12 protein-coding genes are annotated in these 12,191 nt (G+C 35.2%); 11 read left to right on the top strand and 1 reads right to left on the bottom strand.

The window, feature by feature from the left end; translation table 11 throughout:
- The first annotated feature begins 538 nt into the window (after window positions 1–538).
- The 11 genes from NSA01_RS01745 to NSA01_RS01695 all read left to right on the top strand — a co-directional run bounded on the left by NSA01_RS01745 (window position 539) and on the right by NSA01_RS01695 (window position 9,673).
- Window positions 539–877 carry a transporter gene (locus NSA01_RS01745; RefSeq protein WP_257479794.1) on the top strand — a complete coding sequence of 113 codons (339 nt, stop codon included), beginning with the start codon at window positions 539–541 and terminating at the stop codon, window positions 875–877.
- Window positions 878–1,701: 824 nt separating this feature from the next.
- Window positions 1,702–2,433: a 30S ribosomal protein S2 gene (gene rpsB, locus NSA01_RS01740; RefSeq protein WP_257479793.1), complete on the top strand. Its 732-nt coding sequence runs from the start codon at window positions 1,702–1,704 to the stop codon at window positions 2,431–2,433.
- 20 nt (window positions 2,434–2,453) lie between these two features.
- A complete protein-coding gene (tsf, locus tag NSA01_RS01735; RefSeq protein WP_257479792.1) occupies window positions 2,454–3,377 on the top strand; it encodes a translation elongation factor Ts in 924 nt (307 codons plus the stop codon).
- A gap of 111 nt (window positions 3,378–3,488) precedes the next feature.
- Window positions 3,489–4,193: a UMP kinase gene (gene pyrH, locus NSA01_RS01730; RefSeq protein WP_007049718.1), complete on the top strand. Its 705-nt coding sequence runs from the start codon at window positions 3,489–3,491 to the stop codon at window positions 4,191–4,193.
- A 13-nt stretch (window positions 4,194–4,206) separates the two neighbouring features.
- Complete coding sequence (frr, locus tag NSA01_RS01725) at window positions 4,207–4,764, top strand: ribosome recycling factor (RefSeq protein ID WP_257479791.1); 558 nt, start codon at window positions 4,207–4,209, stop codon at window positions 4,762–4,764.
- A gap of 35 nt (window positions 4,765–4,799) precedes the next feature.
- Complete coding sequence (locus NSA01_RS01720) at window positions 4,800–5,516, top strand: isoprenyl transferase (RefSeq protein WP_257479790.1); 717 nt, start codon at window positions 4,800–4,802, stop codon at window positions 5,514–5,516.
- A gap of 1 nt (window position 5,517) precedes the next feature.
- Complete coding sequence (locus NSA01_RS01715) at window positions 5,518–6,339, top strand: phosphatidate cytidylyltransferase (protein ID WP_257479789.1); 822 nt, start codon at window positions 5,518–5,520, stop codon at window positions 6,337–6,339.
- Window positions 6,340–6,351: 12 nt separating this feature from the next.
- A complete protein-coding gene (gene rseP / locus NSA01_RS01710; RefSeq protein ID WP_257479788.1) occupies window positions 6,352–7,374 on the top strand; it encodes an RIP metalloprotease RseP in 1,023 nt (340 codons plus the stop codon).
- Window positions 7,375–7,384: 10 nt separating this feature from the next.
- Complete coding sequence (gene ispG / locus NSA01_RS01705) at window positions 7,385–8,437, top strand: flavodoxin-dependent (E)-4-hydroxy-3-methylbut-2-enyl-diphosphate synthase (protein WP_007049723.1); 1,053 nt, start codon at window positions 7,385–7,387, stop codon at window positions 8,435–8,437.
- A complete protein-coding gene (locus NSA01_RS01700) occupies window positions 8,434–9,174 on the top strand; it encodes a PHP domain-containing protein (RefSeq protein ID WP_007049724.1) in 741 nt (246 codons plus the stop codon). Before ispG ends, NSA01_RS01700 begins: the two co-directional genes overlap by 4 nt.
- Before the next feature lie 13 nt (window positions 9,175–9,187).
- Window positions 9,188–9,673: a GNAT family N-acetyltransferase gene (locus NSA01_RS01695; protein ID WP_257479803.1), complete on the top strand. Its 486-nt coding sequence runs from the start codon at window positions 9,188–9,190 to the stop codon at window positions 9,671–9,673.
- Window positions 9,674–9,695: 22 nt separating this feature from the next.
- Here the strand turns inward: NSA01_RS01695 and NSA01_RS01690 are convergent, their stop codons facing one another.
- Window positions 9,696–12,149, bottom strand: coding sequence for a right-handed parallel beta-helix repeat-containing protein (locus NSA01_RS01690; protein ID WP_257479787.1), 2,454 nt, complete (start codon window positions 12,147–12,149; stop codon window positions 9,696–9,698).
- Window positions 12,150–12,191: the final 42 nt, after the last annotated feature.

Below are 12,191 nucleotides of genomic sequence, written 5' to 3'. Positions count from 1 at the left end.
TTTTTTAATCCACGCACCCCTTACGAGGTGCGACTTTTAATAGGAAGATTAACAAAAGACCCCGACACGTTTCAATCCACGCACCCCTTACGAGGTGCGACTTGTCGTTACTGTTCCTCTCCCATGTTCTTACAGTTTCAATCCACGCACCCCTTACGAGGTGCGACTGGACCCTATGGAGCAATTTACTCATAAAAATCAGTTTCAATCCACGCACCCCTTACGAGGTGCGACTCTACAAATCCTTTCAAATAGCCTATTACAGACACTTGATAAAATATAATATTTAAAATTACTTTTTTTAACCCCGCTATTTAAAAGGATTTACAAATTATTAAAAAATGTGAGCTTAGGGTTCGCAGCTCTTCTTCCTTAAGTATTATAACTTAGTTATATTATACATTATTTTTCATATTTCGACAATGCAAATAATTGTGAACAATAAAAAATTTTAAGACTTATAATATTAATGCTTTAAATATATAAAAGCTTTTCAACAAAATGTGGTAGAATAAGAAAAAACGAAAGAAGAAATCATATGAACATACTTTTTAATCTAAGCTTGGCTGTTTCCGTCGGTATCACAATAGGTTTTATAGGAGGAGCAATAAAGTCAAAAATAATAAAGTCTTATACACAAGAAAAAATAGAAGCAACCAAGAGGATTTTAGAGAAAATTTCAAATATACTTAAATACATCGTTTTGTTTCTATTGGCACAGGGGGGCGTGTGGTGTACATATTTTTTGATTTTGGGCGTTATCAGCCCCGCAAGCGCGGAATATGCGAATAACGTATCGGAATTGATAGTTGCAGTTCTTACGGTCATATCCATTATATTTGCATTCTTTGAATTTTTACGCAGGACGGATAAGTAAAAGGTAATATGTCCTTTTTTAAAGATAAAAAAGGACGAAAAAATCTCCGCTCAAGCCGCGGAGGCTGAAGCAGTTGCTAAAAAGGATGCAAAAGTTACGTTCGCATATCATATCGGCGGCATGTTATTAAGTCGTGAAAAGTTACATATTTAATAGATACTGCTCGCATTTGGTTTTTAATATTGCAATAAAACTCTATATTTATAATTAATAATTGTGAGGTCCCATCAATAATATCATGTTGTATATAAATTGAAATGTAATTAAGAAAAAAACATTGCTAAATAATAAATAGTTGTACCAATGTGTTATGATGTGCGGATTGAAACTGACAATACTATTTCAAATGCTTTTACTAATAAGTCGCACCTCGCAGAAGGTGCGTGGATTGAAACTAAAAGTTCAGCATGAAAATGCTGTAAAGTCGGGGGCGCACCCCACACGGGGTGCGGGGATTGAAACATAACAACTATCTTTTTTGTTTTTGCATTTTTCGTCGCACTTCTAAGAGGTGCGTAAAACAAAATTTATACTTTATATATCTTTTATAAGAAATTTTTCATTAAAGCATATCATAAAATTTCACTTGATTTAAAATATAATAAAAGAGCAAATATAATAACTAAGATAAATAAAAGCAAAAACATTTGAAAACCTTGATAAATAAAGGTTTTTTGGTAAAAAATATTAAAAATTCCTTGAATATAAAATTTTCTTATGCTATTATATACAAGGTTAACAAAAAATCACAGATGTGCCTGAAATTCTTTGGTGCCGAAAGGTGAGAATAAAGCACGTCAAGGAAAAACCAAGGAGGAAAAAGAATGAGTTACATTCAAATGAAACAATTATTAGAAGCAGGTGTTCAATTCGGACATCAAACAAGAAGATGGAACCCTAAGATGAAAAAATTCATCTTCACGGAAAGAAACGGTATCTACATCATCGACTTACAGCAAACCGTAGGTTTAGTGGATGACGCTTGTAAATTCGTAAGAAGTATCGCTGAAGAAGGCGGAGAAATCTTATTCATCGGAACAAAAAAACAAGCTCAGGATGCTGTTAAAACAGAAGCTACAAAATGCGGAAGTCACTTCATCAACCAAAGATGGTTAGGTGGTACACTGACAAACTTCCAAACAATTTCAAAAAGAATTAAAAGACTTCATGAATTAAACGAAATGGAACAAGACGGAACATTTGATGTCCTTCCTAAAAAAGAAGTTATTTTACTTAAAAACCAAAGAGATAAACTTGAAAAATTCTTAGGCGGTATCAAACACATGGAAAAACTTCCATCAGCATTATTCGTAATCGACCCTAAGAAAGAAAGAATTGCTATAGCTGAAGCTAAAAAGCTTAATATTCCTATCGTTGCTATCGTTGATACAAACTGCGACCCTGACGAAATCGACTACCCGATACCGGGAAATGACGATGCTATCAGAGCCGTATCATTGATCGCTTCAACAATGGCTAACGCTATTTTAGAAGGAAAACAAGGCGAACAAATGGAAGAAGCTTCAGCAGAAGCTGATACAGAAGCTAACGAATAAAAATATAAGGGGATATAATTATGGCAATTACAACTAAACTTATTAAAGAACTTAGAGAAAAAACAGGCGTTGGCATGATGGACTGCAAAAAAGCATTGGTTGAAACCGCAGGTGACATCGAAAAAGCCATCGTATATTTAAGAGAAAAAGGACTTGCTGCAGCAAGCAAAAAAGCAGGAAGAATTGCCGCTGAAGGCGCTGTAAAAATCAGCGTTAAAGAAGACGGCAAGACTGCAAGTATCGTTGAAGTAAACTCTGAAACGGACTTCGTTGCTAAAAACGACGATTTCCAAAACTTCGTTAAAGACGTTGCTGACCAAGCTATGGAAACAGAAACCGATGATGTAGAAAAATTCTTATCGGAAGGCTGGTTAAAAGAAGCAGGAAAATCAGTAAAAGAAGCATTGAACGAAAAAATCGCAGTTATCGGTGAAAACTTAAACATCAGAAGATTTAAGAAAGTCGTATCTGACGGATGCATCGCTTCATATATCCACGGAAACGGAAAAATCGGCGCTTTGGTTGAAGCAAGCTGTGATAAAGTAGACGATGAAGTAAAAGCTTGTCTTAGAAACATAGCTATGCAAGTAGCGGCTATGAACCCTAAATACGTTTCAGACGCAGAAGTTCCCGAAGATTATATAAATTCAGAAAAAGAAATCTTACTTCACCAAGCTAAAACAGAAAACCCTGAAAAACCTGACAATATCATCGAAAAAATGATTATCGGAAGACTAAAAAAAGAACTTAAAGAAGTTTGTTTATTAGACCAAGGTTACGTTCAGGATTCTGATTTAACGGTTGAACAATATATTCAAAAAGTAAACAAAGAAACAGGCGCCAACATCAAAATCAACAAATTCGTACGTTTTGAAACAGGCGAAGGTTTAGAAAAGAAAGAAGAAAACTTCGCGGAAGAAATCCAAAAACAATTAGGTGAATAATAAGACTTGAAGAACACAATTAAACTTTAGTTGTGTTCTTTTTTTGTTGTTTTATTTAAGTATTTATTGTATTATATATAAAGAATAACTTAATATAGATAGGAGTATTTTATGGAACCAAAGTACAAGAGGATTATATTAAAAGTAAGCGGCGAAGCTCTTGCCGGAGATAACAAATTCGGGCTTAACACACAGGTTATAAATAACATCAGCAAACACATAAAAAAATGTCATGACATGGGCGTTGAAATAGCTATCGTAGTAGGAGGCGGAAACTTCTGGAGAGGAAGGACCGGTGAAGGCATGGACAGAGCGACAGCAGATTATATCGGTATGCTCGCGACCGTAATGAACGCTCTTGCACTTCAGGACAGCCTTGAACAATTAGACCTTCAAGTAAGGGTACAAAGTGCCATCGAAATGAGACAGATATCGGAAAGCTACATAAGAAGAAGAGCTATCAGACATCTTGAAAAAGGAAGGATAGTTATATTTGCTTCAGGTACGGGAAATCCATTCTTCTCTACCGATACTGCGGCTTCACTAAGAGCTGCGGAAATAGAAGCGGAAGCTATATTATCGGCAAAGAACATCGACGGAGTATACAATAAAGACCCTAACGAACACGATGACGCGATAAAATACGACGAGCTTACTTACCTTGATATTTTAGATCAGGGACTTAAAGTGATCGACTCTACGGCGGCTTCACTTTGTATGGATAACGATATACCGTTATTGATATTTGCAATAGATCCTCCTGAAAATATCGAAAAAGTTGTATGCGGAGAGAAAATAGGAACAATAATAAAATAAAGGAGAAGATGATATGAGTAAAGAAGTACAAAATCAAGCTAAAGAAAAAATGGTAAAAGCAGTTGAAAACCTTCAAGCAAATTTAAATGCTCTAAGAGCCGGAAGAGCAAACCCAAAGATGTTAGACAGGATAATGGTAGATTATTACGGAACCCCTACCCCCGTAAACCAAATGGCAAGCATATCCGCTCCGGAACCGAGAACACTTACGGTTCAGCCTTGGGACCAATCGGCTCTGGGACTTATAGAAAAAGCCATAATGAGTTCGGATCTCGGACTTAATCCTTCAAACGACGGGAAAGTCATAAGACTCGTTATCCCTCAGTTAACGGAAGAAAGAAGAAAAGAACTGGTTAAGCTTGCACAAAAAGAAGGCGAAAACGCAAAAGTAGCGGTAAGGAATATAAGAAGACATACTATTCAAACTCTAAAAGACGAACAAAAAAAGGGTGAACTTACAGAAGACAGCCTTAAAGATGCAGAAGATGAAATGCAGAAACTAACCAATGACTATATCAAAGAAGTAGATAAAAAAATCAAAGACAAAGAAAAAGAAATCACGACTATTTAATTTACTCTCTTAATATAGTTATAAGGATAAAAAATATGAATAACATAAAACTGGATAAAGACAATATGCCAACCCATCTTGCCATTATCATGGACGGTAACGGCAGATGGGCAAAACAAAAGGGCAAAATAAGGAGTTTCGGACATAAATTCGGAGCTAAGACGGTCAAAGACATAATAAGAGCAGTAAATGATTTAAATATAAAACACCTCACACTTTATGCCTTTTCCACCGAAAACTGGAAGAGACCAAAGGACGAGGTAACGACTATCATGAACTTGGTAGTGGAATATTTAAATAAAGAAACCGACGACCTAATAAAGGAAAATGTCAAAATGGACTTTATCGGAGACATAAGCTCTATGCCGGAAAAGACCAGACTAAGTATGAACGACACTATCGAGAGGACAAAAAACGGCAGCGGTCTCAATGTTCATATTGCCCTTAATTATGGTGGAAGAAAAGAAATCGTAAATGCAGCAAAAGAAATTATAAAAGAGGGAATTGACGCTTGCGATTTAGACGAAGAATTATTTAGTAAATATTTATATAATAGTGATAACACGGAAGTGGATTTACTCATAAGGACGGGCGGAGATATAAGGATAAGCAATTTCTTATTATGGCAGATAGCTTACAGCGAACTTTATTTCTGCGATACGCTCTGGCCTGATTTTACTAAAGAAGAATTACATAAAGCCATTTACTCTTTCCAGCATAAAGAAAGAAGATTTGGAGGATTGGTGAAATAAATTGGCAAAAAGATTAATAAGTTCCCTTATAATGATTTTACTTTTGATCATAGCTATAATAATAGGTAACAAGGCGTTTTTCGTACTTGCATTCTTTTTAAATATAATGTCGCTGTACGAATATATAAACGTTATAGATGATAACGGGAAACACCTTGATTTATCCAAGATAATATATATATTATCGGGTACACTGCTTTTGATATTCGCTATGAAGGATTTCAATTTGGTGATACCTTCCATACCTATAATGATCATACTTATATCGATGATAAATATACTGGACAAGAAATTTGACGCGGATACGACGATATACTCTATATTCGGTCTGATATACATTTCTCTTATCCTTTCATTTATGGTACTGATGTTAAGTAAAATGAACAATGCAGAGGGACTTGCACTTATTATTTTTGCAGAAGTCATAACCATTGCTACCGATTCTTTTGCATACCTGTTTGGTATAAAGTTCGGTAAACATAAATTATGCCCTAAGATAAGCCCCAAGAAAAGCATAGAAGGAAGTATCGCAGGGCTTGTTTTCGGTATTTTGGCGGGAATAATATTACATTTTATATTCATAAATTATAATATTATTGACATTTCTTTAATAGACTGTATAATAATGGCAACAATAAATAGTATACTGAGCCAGTTCGGAGACCTTACGGCTTCCATGGTAAAAAGGAAATTCGACGTCAAAGACTACGGCTGGATAATCCCCGGTCACGGAGGAGTCCTGGACAGAATAGACGGCACACTATTTTCTTTGGCGGGAACATTTTTCTATGTATACATCGTGCTGAATATGTTTACTTTTTAGGAGAGAAAAAATTTGAGCTTATCAACTATAATATATACTCTGTTAATATTCGGAGTACTAATATCAACTCATGAATTCGGTCACTTCATCGTGGCAAAGAAATGTGGTGTCATCGTGGAAGAATTTTCTATCGGGATGGGACCACTTATTTTTAAGAAAAAAGGAAAAGACGACACCCTTTATTCCCTTAGGCTTCTGCCTATCGGCGGCTACTGCAAGATGTACGGCGAAGATGAAGACGAAGAAGAAACGGGAGAAGGCAGCCTAAACTCTATCTCCCCTTTTAAAAGGATACTCGTTTTTGCGGCAGGTGCGGGAATGAACCTTTTATCCGCTATCATAATATTGATGGCAGTATACGGGATAATGGGGACGGAACCCACCACGACAATAGGAAGGGTACTTGAAAATAATCCCGCATATAGCGCGGGGCTTAGAGAAGGCGACACTTTCGTAAAGATAAACGATACCCAAATAACAAAATGGGAAGATATATCGAACACCATAAACTCTTCAAAGGGAAAAGAATTAAAGGTCACTTATAAGACAGAAAACGGAGAATTAAAGGATACTACGGTAACACCCAAGCTGGACAGTGCATCTAATTCATACAAAGTAGGTATAAACCCTACCTATTCAAAGAGCTTTATAGGCACTGTAAAGAGTTCCGTTAAAGCCTTCGGGACTTATATATATGTTACGTTCAAAGCCTTAATAGACCTGATCAGAGGCGCCATAGGCATAAATCAGCTGTCGGGTCCCATAGGAGTTGCGGGAGTAATAAACGAAGCTGTGGGTGCAGGGTTCAGTATTTTACTGAACATAACCGCTCTGCTTGCAATAAACATAGGTATATTCAATTTACTTCCCATACCCGCTTTGGACGGGAGCAGGATATTGTTCTGCTTTATAGAAATGATAAAAGGCTCCCCTATCAACAGAGAAAAAGAAGGCATGATACACTTCGTGGGATTTGTATTATTGATGGCATTCGCGGTATTCGTTGCGGTACAGGATGTAATAAAACTTTTCTAGGAGTTATAAAATGAAAAAAACAAACGTAGTAAAAATCGGTAACAAGGTTATCGGAGGCGGAAACCCTATAATGGTGCAGTCGATGCTCAAGCTTCCTCCGACGGATCATAAAGCTATAATAGATGAAATAAACGAACTGGAAATGCTGGGATGTGACATAATAAGGGGCACCATACCTAATATGGAAGCCGCAAAAGTCATACCGAAGATAGTAAAAAATACAAACATACCTTTTGTAGCGGATATCCATTTCGACTACAAAGTAGCTATAGAAGCGATAAAAAACGGTGTTCATAAGGTCAGGATAAACCCCGGGAATATCGGAGGCAAAGAAAGAGTAAGGGAAGTCGTAAAATGCCTTAAAGACTACGACATACCCGTTAGGATAGGTGTAAACTCGGGCAGTCTCGAAAAAGATCTGCTTGAAAAGTATGGTCACCCTACCCCGGAAGCCTTGGTTGAAAGTGCCTACAGGAGCATTTCTTACTTCAACGAATTCGGATACGACAATATCGTATTGTCTATTAAATCAAGCGATGTAGTAACTACAATAGACGCAAATAGGCTCTTCAGAGAAAAATACTCTTATCCCCTTCATTTGGGAGTTACGGAGGCTGGTGCGGAGCTTGGAGGCATAGTCCGTTCGAGCATTGGGCTAGGAAGTCTTTTAAAAGACGGTATCGGAGATACAATAAGAGTTTCCTTAACGGGAGACAGCAGAGACGAAGTCATAGTCGGCAGAGAGATACTAATAAGCCTGGGGCTTTTAGATGAAGGCGTAAGGGTGGTATCATGCCCTACATGCGGAAGATGTAAAACAGATACGCTGTCTATAGTAAAAGAGATAAAGGAAAAAACAAGACACATAAAGGAACCTATTACCGTAGCGGTCATGGGCTGTGCGGTAAACGGTCCGGGAGAAGCAAAAGAAGCGGACATGGGAGTTGCCTGCGGAGACGGAAATGCGGTCTTTTTTGAAAAGGGAGAAAAAGTAAAAAGCGTTAAAAGCGAAGAAATTGCTTCTTTCATATTGGAAAGGATCGAAGAAAGAATATCTAAATGAAACTAACAGCAGAAATACACTGTCATACCATTTATTCTCACGGGACGGGGACAATAGAAGATAACGTCATCGCAGCAAGAGAAAAAGGTATGAATAAAATCATCATCAGCGAACACGGACCGGGACATATGGTAGCTAGGAAAAATACGAACGCTACTTATATGGATATGAAAAAAGAAATAATGGAACTAAGAAAAAAATATCCTGATATGGAAATTTTAATGGGTTTGGAAGCAAACGTGATTTCCATGAACGGAGATTTGGACGTGGACGAGGAACTTCTGGAAATCGTGGAAGTTTTGTACTGCGGTATCCATTTGATGTCCATACCAAAGAATATAAGTACATTTTTCAATATGCAGATAATGAATACATTAAGCTCAAAGTTCGGCTGGTTCAGAAACAGACAGACGAGGATAAACACAAATGCACTTATAAAAGCCATAGAAAAGTATCCTTTAAGAATGATAACACACCCGGACACGAGAGGACCCGTAGACATCATAGAGCTTGCAAAAGCCACTGAAAATCACGGTGTGATACTTGAAATAAACGACACACAAAGTAAGCTCAACGAAGACGATATAAGGCTTATAGAAAAAAGCGGGATAAACATAACCTATGCTGTGGGAAGCGACGCGCATTCAAAGAAAGACATAGGAAAATGGGAAAATGCAAGGAATATACTTAAGAAGAGCGGGATAAGCTTGGATAAGGTTTGGAATGTGGAAGAATAAAGGTAGTGTGACCATGGAATTGACATTAAACGAATTAAAAGAAGAAGATTTAGATACCGCACTTAAAATTTGGAATGAAGTTGTAAGAGAAGCCAACGCTTTTCCTCAAACAGAAGAAATGAAACGAGATGAAGCTCTTGAGTTCTTCTCTTCTCAAAGCTTTACGGGTACGGCAAAAATCGATGATAAATTAGCGGGGATATATATACTTCACCCCAACAACGTGGGAAGATGTTCTCATATCGCAAACGCAAGTTATGCTGTGGATAAAGAAATAAGAGGAAAGCATATAGGAAAAGAGCTGGTGAAACATTCCCTTAAAAAAGCAAGAGAGCTGAATTTTAAAATACTTCAGTTCAACGCGGTGGTAAAATCCAATAAAGGTGCTATACATCTTTATGAAAGCCTCGGCTTTAAAAAGCTCGGAGTTATCCCCGGAGGGTACTTGAAAAAAGACGGGAATTATGAAGATATAATATCATACATATACGAACTATAAAAAAGCAGCTAAAAGCTGCTTTTTATTTGCACTTTTTACCCTTGGAATCAAAGCTGCTCCACCAAGTTGTACCTAAGTATTTTTTATATGTTTTTATTGAATATTTATAATTTTTTGTTTTTGTCTTTGTATCAATAGTTGTATTTCTATTTTTAGAAATATTTTTAAGACCCTTCCAAGACGAACCTTTTTTTCTATAAATCCTATAACCATTTATTCCGCTAACTCTATTCCATGCTAAAACAGGATTTTTCTTTCTATTTCTCTTTACACTTTTAACTTTTGTGGACTTTGGCTTCGACAGCTTTTTCTTCCCCTTTTTATTTTGTACAATGACATTTCCTTTTTTATTACCTGCTATCTTACCTGAAACGATCGTAGCCTTTGATTTATAATTAATATGTACACCTTCCCTTTTATTTCCTGTTATCGTTGGATTATTAATATTAATGGAAGATTTACCGCTTACATGTATACCATTATATTTATTAAATTTAAATTTATCGGAAGAGCTTGTTAACTTAGATTTATTTGTTAATAAAATCCCATATGTTCCATTACTGTATATAGTTGATTTATTTGAAGTCAATTTTGAAGCGGAATCAACTCTTACACCCGTTTTTTTAGTCTTTAATCCGTTATTATATATCCTGCTGTTATACGATTTAAAAGATGCCTTATTGTAAATATTAACTCCATATTTTTTATTAGAATATACTTTACATCCTGATATATAACCACTTGCTCTATCTCTTATACATATCCCGTCAAGACCGGCATTATAAATTTTTGTATTATATATATTTACCTTGCTGCCATTTCCCGTTACATCTACAATATCTCCCTTCGGTGCTTTTAATAAAGAATTAGATTTTATATTGATACCTTTACTTCCACCGGATATATAAACAGCGTCATCATTAATAGAGTAAATATTATTTTTACTTACCTCAATATTATTAGATGCATACATTAATTTTAGAGTGTCATTTGAGGATGTAAGTTGATTATTATAAATATGTCCTTCTCTAGCATTATTTAAAATTATTGCTGATTTTACACCTTTTATATTATTATTTGAAACAGAAAAATTGGTCAAATAATAATTTCTTGCAGGCACGATTCTTTTTCCGCTTTTATTTATATTGTATGTAACATTTTCACCATATAGAATAATCGAAGCAGAACCATTTTTCACTGTAGATATACTGTTCCCTGAAATTACAAAATTAATATTAGAATTATTTTTAGGAAAAGAATTTGTTGGGTTTTGAGGATTATAAAATACCCCTCCCTTATTACTGGTCATATTTCTTATATCTATACCTGAAGATACATTTGTTGCATTATTATTTTGTATAGATGAATTTCTATAATTTATACCATATACCATCATACTCTTTAAATTAGTAAATGTATTATTACATATAGATATATTTGTCATATATTTACCTATTACAGCAGAATGCGTTCCTATTCCTCTTGATAAAGAATTAAAGGAATTATCTATAATTACTATGTTATCACAAACTGTATCATCGTATTTTCCCGTAGTACTCGAAGGAAAAATATCAGAATTATTTATAATATCAAGTTGTATAGCTTCTCTGGAATCTTTTTCTCTACCATAATAATATCCGCTAAACTTGCAATTTTTAACTATCACATTTTTACAACCGCCAATTTCTATATGATGACCATTTTTATTATTTTTTATATTAGCACCATATATTGCAATATCTTTTCCATGTCCAAATATCATATTGGAAAAACCGTCTACTTTTGCATTATTCCCATTACCATCCCATGTACCGCCTTCAACAAAAATATTATTTGGTCCATTATATCCTCCATTATCCATGTTATACAACATGGGACCTGTCTCTTCCGTGCCTCTAATGATAGTTGCACCTCCAGCTTTTAACCAAGTATTACTATAAATTTTTAAAGCTTTAGATATTTTATACGTACCTTTTGGAATTATAATTTGATAATAAACACCTTCAGGAGCATTATATGTATTATCTCTTGCATCATTAAGAGCTTGCTGTATAGCATGTCTGCTATCTTCCACGCCGGTATTATCGGCAATATCACCGGGATTTGCTACATTAGTCACATCTATTTGTATAACCTTGGTAAATCTTAAATTAGCCCCTTTTGCGGTAGAACCCTGAACCTCATTTTTAGAAGATGTTCTATAGTTATTTTTAGTTATACTATCAGGAAGAGTAATATCAACGGGTGTTTTCTTATCTATTATCCTTCTAACTTTTGATTTTCTTTCTATGATTTTTATATCTTCTTTTGTTTCGCTATTATCTTTATTTAATTGAGATTCTGATTTATTAACTTCTTCTTTAACTTCATAATCAGACACAGCTGCATTCTGATGATTTGCAGCAAATACTATATTATTTGAAATTATAAAGATGAAAATTAATGAATATATAAATATATACTTTATTTTAGTCATAACTTTATTTCTCATATATTACCTTATTCACTGATAAAATTT

Source organism: Anaerofustis stercorihominis (assembly GCF_024623185.1).
Taxonomy (GTDB): Bacteria; Bacillota; Clostridia; order Eubacteriales; family Anaerofustaceae; genus Anaerofustis.
Note: the sequence above shows the minus strand (reverse complement) of the source record. Positions and strands in the feature narration are given on the sequence as shown.

Excerpts from the sequence above, each read along its gene's own strand:
- NSA01_RS01745 (WP_257479794.1), top strand. The coding sequence starts at position 539 with ATGAACATACTTTTTAATCTAAGCTTGGCTGTTTCCGTCGGTATCACA.
- rpsB (WP_257479793.1), top strand. The coding sequence starts at position 1,702 with ATGAGTTACATTCAAATGAAACAATTATTAGAAGCAGGTGTTCAATTC.
- tsf (WP_257479792.1), top strand. The coding sequence starts at position 2,454 with ATGGCAATTACAACTAAACTTATTAAAGAACTTAGAGAAAAAACAGGC.
- pyrH (WP_007049718.1), top strand. The coding sequence starts at position 3,489 with ATGGAACCAAAGTACAAGAGGATTATATTAAAAGTAAGCGGCGAAGCT.
- frr (WP_257479791.1), top strand. The coding sequence starts at position 4,207 with ATGAGTAAAGAAGTACAAAATCAAGCTAAAGAAAAAATGGTAAAAGCA.
- NSA01_RS01720 (WP_257479790.1), top strand. The coding sequence starts at position 4,800 with ATGAATAACATAAAACTGGATAAAGACAATATGCCAACCCATCTTGCC.
- ispG (WP_007049723.1), top strand. The coding sequence starts at position 7,385 with ATGAAAAAAACAAACGTAGTAAAAATCGGTAACAAGGTTATCGGAGGC.
- NSA01_RS01700 (WP_007049724.1), top strand. The coding sequence starts at position 8,434 with ATGAAACTAACAGCAGAAATACACTGTCATACCATTTATTCTCACGGG.
- NSA01_RS01695 (WP_257479803.1), top strand. The coding sequence starts at position 9,188 with ATGGAATTGACATTAAACGAATTAAAAGAAGAAGATTTAGATACCGCA.
- NSA01_RS01690 (WP_257479787.1), bottom strand. The coding sequence starts at position 12,149 with ATGACTAAAATAAAGTATATATTTATATATTCATTAATTTTCATCTTT.